This window comes from Arhodomonas sp. AD133 (assembly GCF_051195215.1).
In the GTDB taxonomy this organism is placed as follows: domain Bacteria; phylum Pseudomonadota; class Gammaproteobacteria; order Nitrococcales; family Nitrococcaceae; genus Arhodomonas.
In genome coordinates, this window is the sequence record NZ_JBNAZM010000009.1 from 88,266 (window position 1) to 103,682 (window position 15,417).

The window sequence follows — 15,417 nt, forward strand, 5'->3', positions numbered from 1 at the left end:
CGTCCGTCACCCTGGCATCGTCCGGGGGACGCATGCCTGCCCATGGCTGCTGTAGCGATCCGCAGGGCGATCACAGAACCGGCCGGTCACGCCGGGTGTGGCAGGCAGACGGTCGCTTGGCATCCGTCGGCGATGTCGAGTCAGCCCGGATGTACATCCTGCGTACCGGCACGGTGCCCGAAAAAGGGCGGTAGTGATCACTCCACAGGGAACAGTGAGGTGTGTCTTGTCTCCGATAGCCGTCATTCAGCGTCTGATCGAACGTGTCCGTCGTCGGGGAGAACCGCACGGCAATCGTGAGGGCGCCGGTATCCCGCCGACGCCCGCGCCGGGTCCCCGGTCCGGCAATGCCGAATCGAAGCGCTCGCGGACTGGTGATCACCAGTCGGTGCCGAGCGCCAGTGTGCGCCAGCCGACCGCCACGCCCGGCGATTTCGAGGCGCAGAAGGACAAGGCCTGGGCGCTGCTCGGGCTCGGCAGGCTGGACGAGGCGGAACGGGCGTTCGAATGCCTGGTGGAACGCCACCCGAACAAGCCCAACGCGTATCTGGGTCGCGCGGAAGTTGCGATGCGTCAGAAGGACTGGACATCCGCGCTCGAGCGCTGGAGAGCCGCCCTGTCGCGCTTCCCGGGCAATGTCCGGTTTCAGGTGGGCGAGGCGAGGTCGTTGTGGAAGCTCGGCTATGCCCGTGAAGCGGAAATCCTGTTGAAACGGACGGTGGTGGAGCGTCCCGACAAGCCCATCGCTTATTTCGCGCTGATCGACGTGGCCACGGGGCATGGCAACCACGCGCTCGCCGCCGAGATGTCCCAGTCTGCCCTGGATCGTTTTCCGAACGACAGCCGAGTGTGGCTCGCGCGGGCGAGGGCCCTTATGGCGATGAAGGAGTACGAAGCGGCATTGGCGTGTATCGCCGAAGGCAAGCGCAGGTTGCCGCATTCGCCGAACCTCTTCCTCGCGGAAGCTTCTTTGCACGAGCGCCTATTCGAGTACTGTGAGAGTATCCGAACGCTGGAAGAGGCCGCCGATTGTTGGCCATCGGATGTGGCGATAGCGCTGCGCCTGGCCCTGAATTACCTCAACGTCGGCGCCTACGACGACGCCCGCGCGCGGCTGGAGCGGATCGAGCCCGACGTCGATGCCGACAGGGAGGAGCCGTTCGCGCGTGCCTATCTCCGTGTGCTGAGCCACAACGGTGATATCGATCGAATCCAGGGTTGCCTGAATCACTGGTTCCGGCAGGGCAAACAGTGGCCGACGCTCTACGAGTGGCAGGCAACCGTGTGCGTCAGGCGTGGCGATTATGGGCAGGCGCGGGCGAAGCTGACGGAGTTCCTGGATATTCGCGGCGATAGTGCTGACGTATTCGGTGCCCAGCTTCGGTGTTTCACGCTACGCGAGCGGGTCGACGGTGTGCGCAGGCTCGTGGAAGCAAGCGATTACGGGGATTTCGCGCACGCGTTTTCCGGCTGGAAGGCGGATGCGTATCAGCGACTGCGCCGCTATCGGACACGGCAGCCCGATCACGCGCGGATCAATCCTCATCTCGATGAGGTCGCCGGCCGAATCGCGGATATCGCGGGTCATTTCGATAACGACTATTCGGATGCATCGGTCTGTCCGATGCAAGCCTACGAAACCGTGGTGAAGGTGCTTCAGTGCATTTCGGTTGGTGTGCCGATGTCACTGATCCGGATAGGGGACGGTGAAGGGAATTTCCTGGACTATCGCCGGGAATGGTCCGAATTCGAGGCGAGCGACCGCGAGGAAGTACAGAAGCTGTGGTGGGGAAGCGTGCGAATCGGAGCCCACGAGTGGCAGCGGTTGCGTGGCTCCTACCTTGGGGCCGTGAGCCGTGCTGACATCCTGGGTGTGCCCGATTTCATGTGGCGGTTTCTGATAACCGCGCAGGAGTTCATTCGATCGGACACGCTAATGCCCGCCCAGCGGGGTATTCTCAATGCCGTGGACAGGTTGGGTGAAATCGAATACGCCGCGGACGAGCCGGCTGATCCCCATGGTGGCCGGTGCATCACGACGGCCCACCTGCACTACGACCTCGCTTTCTGGGGGTTGTACGAGCTCATCTTCGAGTATTGTCAGCGATGCTCGTTCATAACCTGTCACAACGACATGGAAGGCGTCATGCGGGCACGCTACGGCGTCGAGGTCGACCGGGTATATCAGGTGCCTGCCGAGTTCCGCTGGCGGGAAATGTTCAGACGGGATGACGAACGGCGTCCGAGCCATTACCCGCATGCTTTTGAACGCCTATGCGAAAGTGTCGAGGTGGCGTACCCGGGCGAGGTCTTCTTCGTGGCCGCCGGCTTTCTCGGCAAAATATATTGCGACGTGATAAAGGCCCGTGGCGGTATCGCGCTGGATGTCGGGAGCATCGTGGACCAATGGGTCGGCCACGACAGCCGGGGCGCTCAGTGGTATGACGAGTTTTCTGGACAGTATACGGAGCATTTCCGGCGGATCGTCGCAAGTGACCCGAGGATGAATGCCGGAGGCGGGACGCAGCGGCGGGCCACCGTCGCCGGGGGGTGAAGCACTACTAACGCGCGTGATAGCGCGAAAGGGCGGCGGTGGCGTCCGTCGAGGCGTGCCGGCTGAGCATCGGGGACGACCGGCCACCCGGGTGGACGTCGATACGGCGGGACGGCCCATCTTCGTCCGACGGTGGCGACGCAAGCGCAACTGCCCTAAGCTCACCCGACCAAATCGCCCGTCGCCATGCAGGCCTTTGCGCGCGTGGCGGCTGGGATCCGGGGATTGACTCGAAACATGAGGAGGGGGCATGCGAAGGACGGCACGTTTGCCGTTGTGGTGGGCGGCTTTGATCGCCGCGCTACTGCTGGTGGCCGGCTGCGGGAACGACGTGGTCGGCAAGAAGGCCGCGCAGATCGATGCGGAGATCGAGGTGCTCAACGCCGATCTCCACGGCGGTGAGCTGCTCTATGCCACGCTGCTCGAAGGCTACGCCAACTGGGTGATCCGCCATCGGCCCGAGCACGCGGATTTCGCGCGCGGCGCGCTGGCGCGCACCCGAGCCGGCAATGCCTTTATTCGTCAACTCAAGCAGCGCCTGCGTCAGATTCCGGATCGGTATCGATCCACCAACGGCCAGATGGATGCGCTATACGCCGTGGAGGCGGATGTGCGCAACTACGAGGCGGAGCTGCGGGACAACGCCAACACGCTGGCGGCGTTCTCCGATGGTGAGTTGCCGGAAGTTCCGCCGCTGGAACGCCTCACTGCCGAGGAGCTGCGCGGCAACCCGGCATTCGGCGAATACCGTGAGGACGCCTCGGGCAATTCCTTCTGGGCCTGGTACGGCCAGTACGCCCTGTTCTCGGCGCTCATCGACGGGCTGGACGATCTCGTAGACGCCAAGCACAAGTACAAGGGGCACTATGCGCGGATCCCGGGTGCCTATCGCAAGGCTTACCGGCGGGTGAGCGACCAGCGCTACGTCCGTGACGACCCCAGCCGCTTCAAGTCCGTTTACTCGAACGACGGTGGCAGCGGCGGCGGTATGTTCGCCTCGAGCTACAGCCGGGCGGACACCCGCTACAGCAACGCGCGCAGCAGCTCGCGGTTCACCTCGCGCAGCTTCGGCGGCTTCAGCGGCAAGTAAGGGGGCAGGGATGAACTGGCTGGATACGCTAACGCTCTACTTCTACGACAGCTACGGTGCCTTTCCCGCGGTCGCGCTGGTGAACCTGGCGGTGGCGCTGCTGGTGATGGTCTTCGCCCGGGCGGTCGCCGGGCTCACTCAGGGCGTCAGCGCCCTCGCCGAGCTTCACGAGCGCGACAACCCGGCTTTCGGGATTGCCGTCGCCGGCCTGCTGTTCGCGCTGGCGACGCTGCTCACCGGTGCCATGTACGGCGAGGCCGCCGATACGCTCTGGCTGGAGTTCGCGGTCATGCTCGGCTATGGCGTCTACGCCCTGGCGATGATGTTGTTGGCGGGGCTGGTGCTCGAGCACGTCACGCTTCATCAGTTCTCGGTACGTGCCGAGATCCAGGGGCGCAACGTGGCCGTGGGCATCGTCCACGCGGGGAACCTGATCGCCACGGCGCTCATCATCCGTTCGGCGATGCAGTGGCAGGCGGCTTACGGCTGGGCGGACGTGTTGCGGGTGCTCGGTGCGTTCGTCGTCTCCCAGGCGATTCTCCTCGCCGTGGCCCGTTACCGGGGCCTGGTGTTCGCGCGACGCAATGCCGGGGCGGACTTCGCCGAGGCGCTCAAAGACGGCAATGTGGCGCTCGCGTGCCGTTACACGGGGCATCAGATTGGCGTGGCTCTGGGCATCACCGCGGCGAGCTCTTTCGCAGACATCGAACTCGGCTGGTTGAGCGCCGTCGGGACCTGGGCGATCGCCGCGCTGATCGCGACCGTCGCGGTTTCACTCATGGCGATCGTGCTCCGGCATGCGGTGCTCTTCCGCGTGGACGTGGGCGACGAGGTGGATCGTCAGCACAACGTTGCCGTCGGCGCCATCGAAGGTCTCGTGTATCTCTCCGCCGGCTGGCTGCTGGTGGGGTTGTTCGCCTGAGGTAGCAGTGGCGGTGCGGCGATTGCGCGACGTTTACCTGATCGTCGCCACCGGCCTTCTCGCCGGTTGCGGACTGGTCTATGAGTATCTCATGGCCGCCTATGCCGGCCGGGTGCTCGGGGCACTGGAGACCGTCGTCTTCGCCATGATCGGCCTGATGATCCTGGCGATGGGTATCGGCGCCTTCGCCGCCCGCTGCTTCCGCCGTCCGCTTACCGCCTTCGCGGTGTTGGAGCTCGCCATCGCTTTCGTCGGCGGCGGTGCGGTGCTCGCCATCGCCGCGGTCAATGCGCTCGCCTACCTCGCACCCGTGTGGTTCGCCGACTTCCTCGGGCTGCCCGACGGTGTCGATTTGCGCGGCGGGGCCATGGCGGCGCTGGAGTCGCTCGCCGGGGTGTTGCCCTATGCGATCGGCGCGCTGCTCGGGATGCTGGTTGGCATGGAGATCCCCCTGATCGCGCGCATCCGCGAACAGCTTCATGGGCATGCGCTCTCCCACAACGCGGGCACCGTCTACGGAGCGGACTACATCGGCGCCGGTGTCGCTGCCGGCGTGTGGATCGGCGGCATGATGCTGCTGCCGGCGCCGGTGGCGGCAGCGCTCACCGCGGGCGTGAATCTGCTCGTGGGAGTGGGGTTCCTCGTGCTCTTCGCCCGCTGGCTGGGTCGGCGTACCGTGGTGCTCGCCGTGGGCCATGCGGCGGTGGCGGCGATGGCGGTCTGGGTGGGGGTCAACGGCCAGGATCTCGAGGCACGCCTGGAGGATATGCTCTATCTCGACCAGGTGGTCTACAGCAAGAACACGGCGGTGCAGCGTTTCACTGTCACGCGGCGGTACGTGGGGCCGGAGCGCGCCCCCGTGTATACGCTCTATCTCAACGGCCGGACCCAGTTCGCCTCGGTGGACGAGTACATCTACCACGACCTCCTCGTGCACCCGGCGCTCGCCGCCAGCGCCCGCCAGGAGCGCGTGCTGGTCGTCGGCGGCGGCGACGGCCTGGCGCTGCGGGAGATCCTCAAGTGGGATCCGCAGTCGGTGACCCTGGTGGATCTCGATCCGGAGCTCGTTGAGTTCTTCAGCGAGCCGGTGCGTGCCGGCGCAGAGGTGGTCAACGCGCCACTGCTCGCGCTCAATGAGCACAGCTTCAACGATCCCCGCGTGAAGACCCGATTCGGCGACGCTTATCTCATCGTCGACGAGCTCATCGCCGCCGGGCGTCGCTTCGACGCGATCGTGGTGGATCTGCCCGACCCCTATCACCCGGACCTGAACCGTCTGTACGCGAGCCGTTTCTACGCGAAGCTGCGTCATCTTCTCGCCGGTGATGGTGCACTCGCCGTGCAGTCCACCTCGCCGTATCATTCGCGTTCGGCGTTCATGTCCATAGGCCGGACCCTGGAGCATGCGGGGTTCGCCCACGTGGAGCCCTATCACGCCAACGTGCCCACTTTCGGGGAGTGGGGCTGGCATCTCGCCGTCCCCCGTGGACGGCCGGGCAGCGCGCGCGTCGCCGAGCACGAGCGCCTCCCCGTGGAGACCCGTTGGGCGGAGCCGGCGACCATCGCCGCGGCGTTCGCCTTTCCGGGCGATTTCTTCGCCGGGCGCGATGACATCCTGATCAACCGCCTGGGCAACTACGCTGCCTATCGCTATCACCAGCGTGCCTGGGAAGAAGGTGCGCTGCTGCCCGAAACTCATGCGGTGGCGCAGGCGCCGCCGGCCGAGATCCCGTGAGCCAATGACCAGGGAGAGGAGCCCATGACCGAGAGTCTGCAAGCCGTCGAGCAGCGCCTCGCCGAACACATTGCCGCCGAGGCGCTGGCGTTGACCGTCGAAAGCCCTGACGAGGGTGAGGTGTTGCGCGTACGTCTGGCCGAGTACGAGGACCTGCCCGTTACCGTCGTCGCGCAGCCGGCGGAAGTGTTGTGCATGGTGCCGCTTTTCGAGCGTGGCGAGATCGCACCGGGCAAGGAGGCCGAATGCATGCAGGCCATGCTCGAGCTCTCCACGGCGCTGCCGCTGTCCTTCTGTGCCGCCTACCGAAGCCGCTACTGGCTCATGGGCGCGGTGAAAGGGGATGCCACCGGTGAGGAAATCGCTCACGAGGTGATCACCCTTGTGCACAATACCGAGGACGCCGTCGTGCGGCTCGCCGAGTACATGCAGTAGGCCAGCAGGGAGACATTGCGATGAGCCTTATCAGCAAGCTTTTCACCGCCATCCGCGGTGCCGGGCGTGAGGCCGGCGAGGCGGTGGTGGATGCCAATTCGCTGCGGATCCTGGAGCAGGAGATCAAGGACGCCGAGCGTGATCGCGATCGTGCCAAGAACGCTCTGGCCGACCTCATGGCCAAGCAGATGGCCGAGGAGCGCAAGGCCAACGAGCTCGCCGAGCAGATCCGCGAGTACGAAACCCATGCCAAGAAGGCCCACGAACAGGGTAACGCGGAGCTGGTCGAGGACGTGGTCGGCCGTATCTCGGAGCTGGAGCAGCAGCATGGTGAGCATGATGCCGCGGCCCGCGCCTATGCCGAGCGCGCCGAAACCATGAAGGCGCAGATCCGCAAGGTCGACTCGCGTGTGCGCGAGTGCAAGCGCGAAATGGAGATGGTCCGTTCCACCGAAGCGGTGCAGAAAGCGGAACGTTCGCTCTCCGACAACGTGCTCAACTCCGACTCGAGCATGAATTCGGCGATGGGGTCGCTGGAGCGCATCAAGCAGCGCCAGCAGCAGCAGGCCGATCGCCAGAAGGCGGCCAACATCCTCTCCGAGGAGGAGACCGACGATCTCGACCACAAGCTCAAGGAGGCGGGCATTAGCGGCGACAAGCGCGCCAGCAGTCAGGAGGATATCCGGGCACGCCTGGGGCTGAAGTGATGTTCGCCAAGCTCGCACGCCTGTTTCGGGGCGCGACCGCCGGCAGTTCCACGCCTCGCGGGCTCGACCGTGTCGAGGACCTCCAGGCGGGGGATCTCGTGCAGTTCGCGTTGCTCGACCTTCCCGAGCTTTCCGGTCAGCGTCTCGAGGTCACTGCCGTGAACACCTATCGCTACGGCGGCGGGCCCGAAGAACACGAGTGGCAGCTCACCGGCCCCGCCGGAGAGGTCCTCTATCTGGCGGTGGAGGCTGACGACGAGCGCTGGCTCGCCGTCAGCCGCAAGCTCTCGCGCGCGGAGGTTGCCGGACTGTTCGATCTGGATGCCTTCGCCGGGGTTTTCGACGGCCCCGGCAACATCGAGCTGCGGCGCAACGCCGGGGTGGCAGCGCTCGCGGCCTGGACGGTGGACGCCTATCACCAGGTCGCTTCGGCCCAGCGAGGCGAATTCCGCAGCGGGCGAGGCGGCGTCGAGCGTTTCGATTACTACGCCCTCGAAAGTGCGGATGAGCGCTTCTTCGTCGACGCCGAGGTCTACGCCGACGGCGAGACCGAAGTGGCGGCCGGCTGTTATCTCCCGCCGCGGGCTATCGAGCAGCTCTGGCCGCGTGCCGGTGGCAGGGGCTCTCGGTGATGTTGCATCTGCTCAAGCGCCGCCGCCACCGGTTGCCGGTGGTAACGACGCAAACGCTGCGGCACAGCCTCATCCGCACCGGCGTGATGCTGGCGGCCGTGGTGGTCGCCCACGTGCTCGCCATGATGGCCTTCGAGGGACTGGCACCGTGGCCGGCGGTGTGGCTGACCGCCACCACGCTGACCACGGTGGGTTACGGTGATCTGTCGGCGACGACGCCGCCCGGGCAGTTCGCCACCGTGGCGTTGTCGTACGCGCTGGGCATTTTCCTGCTGGCGAATCTCGCCACCTACTGGATCGATTACCGCGCCGAGCGCCGCGCACGCATGCTGCGCGGCCAATGGAGATGGGGCATGGAACATCACATTGTCATCCTCAACGCGCCGGCGCGCCGTCCGGCGCGCTATTTCGAGCGCCTGGTGCAGGAGATCCGGCACTGGGATGGGTTTTCGGAAACGCCCGTGCAGATCGTCACGGAGGCGTTTCCCGACGGCCTGCCGGCCACGCTGCGTGAGAATGGCGTCGTTCACTACCACGGCAATCCGGACGATCCGGACGTGCTGCGCGCGGTGGACATCCATGCCGCCGATCATATCGTCGTGCTCGCCGAGGCGGAGGACGACGCCCGTGCCGATACGCTCTCCCTCGGTCTGGTGGACCGCTTGAGCGATGCGGGCGTTACCGGGCATGTCATCATCGAATGCGTGACCGACCGCAACCGCGCCCGTTTCAAACGTTTCATGCCGGCTGCCACGATCCTGCGGCCGGTGCGCGGTTACCCCGAGATCCTGGCGCGCGCACTTGCCGCCCCCGGTACCGAGCGGGTGCTCGAGGATCTGTTCCAGCACCAGGGCGTGCACCCGCGGCGGTACGATGCCACCTTTGACAGCCTGCACTGGGCGGAGCTCGTCACCCGGTTCGTCAACGCGGGCTATGGCACGCCGCTGGCGTATCTCGATCGTTCCGGCGAGGTTGTCTCCAGCCCGTGTACGGCGGAAATGCTGTCCGGTTCAGCGGTGTTCGTGTTGGTGGACGAAGCCCGCGCACCCGGTGCCGACCAGGTCCGGGCGCTGCTCGGGTGATCCCGGCCCACTCGATGCGTGCACTCGGCTACATTGGGGGAAACACCATTGCTGCGGCGCGAACGATGTGCCGGAAGCGCTTCAAGGAGGATTCCATGACGAACATGCGCCCCATTGCACTGGCGGTTGTGTTGCTGCCGCTGGCCGCCTCCGCCGACACGGGGCTCGACAGCGCCTTCGGCATCGCCTTCGGTGAAGCCTATGCGCCTCCGGAGACGGCGACGGACAAGGCGCTCCCCGATGGCGGTCATCTCTATCGGCTCGACAATCCGCCCCGGCCCTATCCAGTGCTCGACGACTACCGCGTGCGCACCGGCAGCGACGGCCGCGTCGCCGAGATCGTCGCTACCGCGAGCCTGGCGTCGGCCGAGGCGTGTGCCCGCGAGCAGGACGTCATCGCCGATGCTGTCGCGAACAAGTACGAGGAAGTCGCGCGCGTGACCACCGGCGACGAGCTGTTGCGGCGCACCGCACTGCGCATCGGCCCGGACCGCGTGGAGGTCGTGTGCGTTGACGATGCGCTGGAGCTGCGTTACTTGAGTGCGTCCGCCGGTGCCGCTGACTCGACGGAGGCCGTCGGCGCGCAAGACGAACGAAACGCCGAGGATGGGCCACCGGCCCGGGACACCTCTCCACTGTAGGAAACAGCGGTCCATGGGTCCCTGCCACGCGCTTTCGTGGCAGGGCAAGGCGCCGGTGCGGGTCATTCAACCAGGTTGCGGCGGTGGGGCACGGCTTAGGCGTTCGCGGAACCCGCCATCTCCGTTTCCTCGCGTCGAATGCTTACGCCCGGTAAGCTGACGGTGGTTTATTGAGCCATCGATTGCGTCCGAAGCGTTGCGTCAAGCGCAACACACACAGCGTTGAGGGGGCAACGAAGGCGGCATTACGGTTGTCCGAGGTCCCGGCGGGGCCGGGTTGTATGGGGCGTCTCGGGAGGCTGTGCGTGCACGTTCTGGTTATCGGCGGTGGCGTCATCGGGGCCACCACGGCGTATTTTCTCACCGAGGCGGGTCACGAGGTCACGCTGGTGGACCGCCAGCCCTCTCTGGCCGCCGAAGGCAGCTTCGCCAATGGTGGCATGGTACACGCCAGCCACACGGAGCCCTGGAATACCCCCGCGGCGATCCGTCAGCTCGTGCGCTGGATCGGCCGCGAGGAGTCACCGCTGCTGCTGCGGCCGTCACAGATTCCCAACCTGATCGGGTGGGGGCTCGGTTTTCTGCGTTACAGCAGTGCCCGTCACCATGAGCGCAGCACGCGGGTGAACACGCGTCTGGCCGTCTACAGTCAGCGCATGCTCGCCGACATCCGCGCGCGTACCGGCATCGATTACGAGGCCGAGCAGCGCGGCATCATGAAGATCTTTCGCGACCGTGCCGAGCTCGAACACGCAATCACCGCCTCCGCGCTCACCGAGTCCCTCGGAGTGCGCTACGAGGCGCTGGACGTCGACGGCGTGGTGGCGCGGGAGCCGGCGCTCGCCGACGTACGCGACGAGCTCGCTGGCGGCATTTACTACCCCGATGACGAGTCGGGAGATGCCCACCTGTTCACCGAGGCGCTCGCTGCCGTTGTCAGCGAGCGTGGCGGCTCGCTGCGGCTCGGCGAGCAGGTGCTGCGGCTGGAAGGCGGTGCCGGCGGGGTCGACCGCGTGGTCACTGACCAAGGGGAGATCACCGCCGATCGCTACGTGCTCGCCGCCGGTGTGGAAGCGCCCGTGCTCGCCAAGCCGCTAGGGGTGCGACTGCCCATCAAGCCAGTAAAAGGGTATTCCGCCACACTGCCGGCGGCAGGGCATCCCGGGGTACCCGCCACACCGATCATCGATGAGGGCCAGAAGGTGGTGATCACCCGCCTGGGCGAGCGCCTGCGGGTGGCCGGAACCGCCGAGTTCGCCGGTTACGACCGCAGCATTCGCCAGCGACGCGTGGAGATCGTCGTGCGCCAGGCGCTGGCGAACTTCCCGCAATACGCCGGCAGCGTGGATACGACGGCCGCGGAGCCCTGGGCCTGCCTGCGCCCGATGACCATGGACGGGCCGCCGCTGCTGGGCGCAAGCGGCGTTCCGAACCTGCTGCTCAACACCGGACCGGGACATCTCGGCTGGACGTTCGCCGCCGGTGCGGGCCGAGTCGTCGCCGACCTGGTGGACGAGCGCACGCCGGAGATAGACCTGGAAGGCCTCACGCTCGCGCGCTACCGGCGATGAACCACGCGGTGGCCCACGGCGCCCGGGAGACGCACTCGTGAACCGCCTTAGCCCGCGTGCGCTGCGCTATCTCTACGAGGTGGATCGCCTGTGCTCCCTGCGCCGGGCCGCCGCCCATCTCGGCGTGGCGCCGTCGGCGGTTAGCCGTGCGATCGCTGCGCTCGAGGCGGAGCTCGACACGGTGCTCATCGAGCGCTCGCGGCGTGGCGTGCGCCTGACCAGCACCGGTGCCATGGTCGTCGATTACTACCGCGACAGCCGTGCCAGCGAGCGGGCGTTGCTCTCGCGCATTCAGGCGGTGCAGGGACTGCGCCAGGGCGAGATCAGCATCGCCCTCGGTGAGGGCTTCATCGCCGATCTCATCTCGGCACCTCTGCGAGCATTCATGGCCGCGTATCCGCAGATCGTTCTCACCGTCACCATGGCCGGTGCCCATGACGCGATCCGCCAGGTGGTCGACGATCAGGTGGACTTCGCGCTGGTCTACGCGCCACCGCCGGACAGCCGTTTGCACACCCACGTCGCGACCCGCCAGCCCCTGGATCTCATCGTGCCACCGGGACATTCGCTTGCCGGCGGCGGCCGTGCGGTGACGCCCGCGGCGGTGCAGGATTATCCGCTTGGGGTGATGGAACGGGGCTTCGGCATGCACCAGCTCATCGACGTGCTCGCTTATCAGGATCGCCTGCGCTTCGCACCGGCATTGCGCACCAACTCCGTCGCGGTGCTCAAGAATTTCGTGCAGTCCGGCATGGGCGTGGCGTTCATGCCGCAGCTGACGGTGGAGGCGGAGCTCAACCGTGGCGAGCTCGAGCTGGTGTTGGTGGATCATCCGGTTCTCGCGACGGCAGAGGCCTGCATCGTCAGCCGCCGCGGTCGCCCGCTCAGCGTCGCCGCCGAGCGCATCATGACCCACCTCACCGAGGGGATGCGCTTTTTCAGCGCGGATGCACCCGTACGCCTGGGCTGAGCGGGCGCTGCACGCGGTGAAGGCACTGTGCAGAGAGCGTGTGCGCCTCTGAGTAATGCGTTGCGCACAAGGCAACACGTAAAGCATTGCAGAGGCAACAACGTGCACACTACGGTTGCCTACAGTCCTTTGGCTCGTGCGGCCGCAACGCTCGGTTCGCAGGGCCCGGGGCTAATCGTTGGATGGAGGAGGAAGAACGACATGGCCCTTAACCGCCTGCTCAAGCGTCTCGCCGTTGCCGGCGTGGCATTGGCCCTCAGCGCCGGTGCCGAGGCTGCCACTACGGTGAATCTCAGCTATAACGGCGCCCCGGACGCGGACAAGAACGCCGTTCACTTGTTCGCCAGCAATTTCAAACGCCTGGTCGAGGAGAAGACCGACGGCGCCATCGAGATCAAGCTCTACCCCAACAGCATGCTCGGCGAGGAGCAGGCGCGCATGGAGCAGGTGATGAACCAGCCCATGCTCAACGTCGCCTCGTTCGCCGGCGTTTCCCCACTTTTCCCCGAAATTTTCGTCACCTCGATTCCGTTCCTGTTCGAGGACTTCTCCGCCGCCCGCCGCTTCTTCGACGAGGGCGAGTTCTGGCGGACCGCCCGCGAGGAGTGGCGCGATCGCACCGGCACGCGCATGCTCGCGGTGGTCGAGGAGGGGGGCTTTCTCGCATTCACCAACAACGAGCACCCGATCCATGACCCCTCGGACTTCGATGGGCTGCGTTTCCGCGCCATGGACAAGAGCCAGGTGGCACTCTTCGAGGCCTTCGGCGCCTCGGGCACGCCGATTCCTTGGACGGAGGTCTACATGGCGCTGCGCACCGGTGTGGCGGATGGGCAGATGAATCCGCCCATGTACATTATCCTGGGCAGCCTCCATGAGGTGCAGAAGTACCTCACCCTCGCCAACATCCAGTACTCCGACCAGTTCCTGGTGGCCAATGACGCCCTCATGCAGGGGCTCTCGGAGGACGAGCGCCAGGCCGTCGAGGCCGCCGCCGCCGAGGCGAATCGCATCAACCGTGAGGCGGTACAGGCGAAGGTCGCAGAGCGCGTGGACTTTCTCGCCGAGAACGGCATGGAGGTCTATCGCCCCACCGACGAGGAGCTCGCGCGTTTCCGCGAAGTGGGCCAGCCCGCCTACATGGATTGGTTGCGCGACCAGGGCATCGACGAGCGCTGGATCGAGATGGCCCTGGACGACGCCGGCCTCGACGCCATCGCGGCCGAGTGACCGTCCGCGGGGGCTTCTGCCCCCGCGCCCCCGCTGGACAGCCGACGGACTCCACTGATGCGTGACCGAGTCGCCAACTATCTGCGCATGGCTGCACTCGCCATGGCCGGCGTGCTGCTAGTGATCAACCTGGCCGTCGTGAGCCACGGTGTCATTACACGCTACGTCATGGGCGGTTCGCCGATCTGGAGCGACGAGCTCTCGCGCTACCTCATCATCGCCACGGTCATGCTGGCCGCGGGTGCGGTATGGAGCGAAGGGCTGCACATGCGCGTGGGCATCCTCGAACGCCTGCTGCCTGGGCCCGCCGGACGCGTGGTCCGGGCCTATCAGTGGCTGCTGACCCTGGCACTCGCCGGCTTCGGCGCCTGGATCGGCTGGCAGTACGCGTGGTCGGTGAGCGCATTCCGGACCATGGGCCTGGGCATCAGCCGTACGGTGCCGTTGTTGTGCGTGCCCGTCGGCTTCGCCCTGCTGTTCGCTCACGCGCTGCTGCGCGGACCGCGGCCGCTGCCCAGTGCCACCGACACTGATACCGACACGCCGGCGGATGGGGAGGCGACATGATCTGGACCATGCTCGCCACCTTTTTCGCCCACATCCTGCTGGGCGTGCCGCTGTTCCTCGCGTTGCTCGCCACCGCCGTGGTGGGGTTCGCGTTCGTGGATTTCTCGCTGCTGCCACGCATGCTGCCGCAGCAATTCTTCGGCGGCATCAACGCGTTCTCGCTCATGGCGATCCCGCTGTTCATTCTCGCGGGCAATCTGATGAACGCCACGAGCCTCACGCAGCGGTTGATGGATCTGGCTCGCGCCCTCGTGGGGCATCTCCGCGGCGGGCTGGGTTACGTGAACGTGGTCGCGAGCGTGTTTTTCGCCGGCGTCAACGGCTCGGCGGTGGCGGATACCTCCGCGCTCGGCACGCTGCTCGTACCGGCCATGCGCCGCGAGGGCTACAACGCGCCCTACGCGGCGGGGCTGACGGCGGGCAGTTCGCTGATCGGGCCGATCATCCCGCCGAGCATCTTCATGATTCTCTACGCCGCGCTCACGAATACGTCAGTGGGGGATCTCTTCCTCGCCGGTGTCGTGCCTGGGCTGGTGCTGGGCGCGGCGTTCATGGCCATGAACTACGTCTACGCGCGCCGTGCCGCGATACCCGTGCGCGCGCAGCGTCCCGCCGCCGGCGAGCTCGGCCGCGCGTTCGTGGCGGCGCTGCCGGCGCTGGCGGCACCGTTCATCATCGTCGCCGGCATTGTCGGCGGCGTGGTCACGCCCACCGAGTCCGGTGCGCTGACGGCCCTGTACGTGCTCGTGGTCGGCAGCCTCATGGGCGGAGCCTCGTGGCGCGCGGTGATCGCCGCGGTGATGGATACCGTGCGGCTGACCTCTGCCATCTTCCTGATTATGGCGGCGGCGGCCGTGGTGAGCTGGCTGTTGTCCTACGCTCAGGCCCCCGAGCGCTTCGCGGCGATGCTCGCGCCACTCGCCGACCGGCCCGTGCTGGTGTTGTTCGCGTTGAGCGCGATTACGTTCGTCACCGGCATGTTCATGGAAGAGATTTCCGCGCTCATGCTGTTGACCCCGGTATTTCTGCCCGTGGCGATGAGCGCCGGCATCGATCCGGTGCACCTGGGGATCGTGGTCACGCTCAATATCACCATTGCGCTCATCACGCCCCCCATGGGGGCCTGCGTATTCGTCGCTGCCGCGGTGAGCCGCCTCGATATCGCAGCGCTGTTCCGTACGATCTGGCCGTTCGTGCTGGTGGCGCTCGCGGTGCTGGTTGTGCTGATCTGCTTTCCCGCGTTGTCGCTCACTTTGCCGGGGCTGTTTCACTGACCCACTG

Annotated in this window: 14 protein-coding genes; all 14 read left to right on the plus strand. The window is 66.4% G+C overall.

Annotated elements, in window-relative coordinates:
• Window positions 1–403: 403 nt before the first annotated feature.
• Window positions 404–2,554, plus strand: a complete 2,151-nt coding sequence (locus tag ACPEES_RS07880; protein ID WP_435102805.1) for a tetratricopeptide repeat protein — start codon at window positions 404–406, stop codon at window positions 2,552–2,554.
• Window positions 2,555–2,804: 250 nt separating this feature from the next.
• Window positions 2,805–3,644, plus strand: a complete 840-nt coding sequence (locus ACPEES_RS07885; RefSeq protein ID WP_435102807.1) for a hypothetical protein — start codon at window positions 2,805–2,807, stop codon at window positions 3,642–3,644.
• 10 nt (window positions 3,645–3,654) lie between these two features.
• On the plus strand, window positions 3,655–4,566 hold the full coding sequence (locus ACPEES_RS07890) for a DUF350 domain-containing protein (RefSeq protein ID WP_435102809.1): 912 nt from the start codon (window positions 3,655–3,657) through the stop codon (window positions 4,564–4,566).
• Window positions 4,567–4,573: 7 nt separating this feature from the next.
• The gene (locus ACPEES_RS07895; RefSeq protein ID WP_435102811.1) at window positions 4,574–6,301 is read left to right on the plus strand and encodes a polyamine aminopropyltransferase; all 1,728 of its coding nucleotides are present in this window, start codon (window positions 4,574–4,576) and stop codon (window positions 6,299–6,301) included.
• Window positions 6,302–6,325: 24 nt separating this feature from the next.
• The gene (locus ACPEES_RS07900; RefSeq protein WP_435102813.1) at window positions 6,326–6,736 is read left to right on the plus strand and encodes a DUF2170 family protein; all 411 of its coding nucleotides are present in this window, start codon (window positions 6,326–6,328) and stop codon (window positions 6,734–6,736) included.
• A gap of 20 nt (window positions 6,737–6,756) precedes the next feature.
• Window positions 6,757–7,443, plus strand: a complete 687-nt coding sequence (locus ACPEES_RS07905) for a PspA/IM30 family protein (protein WP_435102815.1) — start codon at window positions 6,757–6,759, stop codon at window positions 7,441–7,443.
• Entirely contained in the window at window positions 7,443–8,075 is a 633-nt protein-coding gene (locus ACPEES_RS07910; RefSeq protein WP_435102817.1) for a hypothetical protein, read from the plus strand. The genes ACPEES_RS07905 and ACPEES_RS07910 overlap by 1 nt, the downstream gene beginning before the upstream one ends.
• Window positions 8,075–9,157, plus strand: a complete 1,083-nt coding sequence (locus ACPEES_RS07915; RefSeq protein ID WP_435102819.1) for a potassium channel family protein — start codon at window positions 8,075–8,077, stop codon at window positions 9,155–9,157. Before ACPEES_RS07910 ends, ACPEES_RS07915 begins: the two co-directional genes overlap by 1 nt.
• Window positions 9,158–9,252: 95 nt before the next feature.
• Window positions 9,253–9,798: a hypothetical protein gene (locus ACPEES_RS07920; protein WP_435102821.1), complete on the plus strand. Its 546-nt coding sequence runs from the start codon at window positions 9,253–9,255 to the stop codon at window positions 9,796–9,798.
• 281 nt (window positions 9,799–10,079) lie between these two features.
• Window positions 10,080–11,369 carry a D-amino acid dehydrogenase gene (locus ACPEES_RS07925; RefSeq protein ID WP_435102823.1) on the plus strand — a complete coding sequence of 430 codons (1,290 nt, stop codon included), beginning with the start codon at window positions 10,080–10,082 and terminating at the stop codon, window positions 11,367–11,369.
• 37 nt (window positions 11,370–11,406) lie between these two features.
• Window positions 11,407–12,339, plus strand: a complete 933-nt coding sequence (locus ACPEES_RS07930; RefSeq protein WP_435102825.1) for a LysR family transcriptional regulator — start codon at window positions 11,407–11,409, stop codon at window positions 12,337–12,339.
• A gap of 201 nt (window positions 12,340–12,540) precedes the next feature.
• Window positions 12,541–13,569: a TRAP transporter substrate-binding protein gene (locus ACPEES_RS07935; RefSeq protein WP_435102827.1), complete on the plus strand. Its 1,029-nt coding sequence runs from the start codon at window positions 12,541–12,543 to the stop codon at window positions 13,567–13,569.
• A gap of 57 nt (window positions 13,570–13,626) precedes the next feature.
• A complete protein-coding gene (locus tag ACPEES_RS07940) occupies window positions 13,627–14,136 on the plus strand; it encodes a TRAP transporter small permease (RefSeq protein WP_435102829.1) in 510 nt (169 codons plus the stop codon).
• On the plus strand, window positions 14,133–15,410 hold the full coding sequence (locus ACPEES_RS07945) for a TRAP transporter large permease (protein WP_435102831.1): 1,278 nt from the start codon (window positions 14,133–14,135) through the stop codon (window positions 15,408–15,410). Before ACPEES_RS07940 ends, ACPEES_RS07945 begins: the two co-directional genes overlap by 4 nt.
• The last annotated feature ends 7 nt before the right edge of the window (window positions 15,411–15,417 follow it).

What these genes read in the sequence shown, in the direction of transcription:
- ACPEES_RS07910 (WP_435102817.1), top strand. Translation starts at nt 7,443, where the DNA reads ATGTTCGCCAAGCTCGCACGCCTGTTTCGGGGCGCGACCGCCGGCAGT.
- ACPEES_RS07940 (WP_435102829.1), top strand. Translation starts at nt 13,627, where the DNA reads ATGCGTGACCGAGTCGCCAACTATCTGCGCATGGCTGCACTCGCCATG.
- ACPEES_RS07890 (WP_435102809.1), top strand. Translation starts at nt 3,655, where the DNA reads ATGAACTGGCTGGATACGCTAACGCTCTACTTCTACGACAGCTACGGT.
- ACPEES_RS07905 (WP_435102815.1), top strand. Translation starts at nt 6,757, where the DNA reads ATGAGCCTTATCAGCAAGCTTTTCACCGCCATCCGCGGTGCCGGGCGT.
- ACPEES_RS07935 (WP_435102827.1), top strand. Translation starts at nt 12,541, where the DNA reads ATGGCCCTTAACCGCCTGCTCAAGCGTCTCGCCGTTGCCGGCGTGGCA.
- ACPEES_RS07900 (WP_435102813.1), top strand. Translation starts at nt 6,326, where the DNA reads ATGACCGAGAGTCTGCAAGCCGTCGAGCAGCGCCTCGCCGAACACATT.
- ACPEES_RS07945 (WP_435102831.1), top strand. Translation starts at nt 14,133, where the DNA reads ATGATCTGGACCATGCTCGCCACCTTTTTCGCCCACATCCTGCTGGGC.
- ACPEES_RS07925 (WP_435102823.1), top strand. Translation starts at nt 10,080, where the DNA reads ATGGGGCGTCTCGGGAGGCTGTGCGTGCACGTTCTGGTTATCGGCGGT.
- ACPEES_RS07885 (WP_435102807.1), top strand. Translation starts at nt 2,805, where the DNA reads ATGCGAAGGACGGCACGTTTGCCGTTGTGGTGGGCGGCTTTGATCGCC.
- ACPEES_RS07915 (WP_435102819.1), top strand. Translation starts at nt 8,075, where the DNA reads ATGTTGCATCTGCTCAAGCGCCGCCGCCACCGGTTGCCGGTGGTAACG.
- ACPEES_RS07920 (WP_435102821.1), top strand. Translation starts at nt 9,253, where the DNA reads ATGACGAACATGCGCCCCATTGCACTGGCGGTTGTGTTGCTGCCGCTG.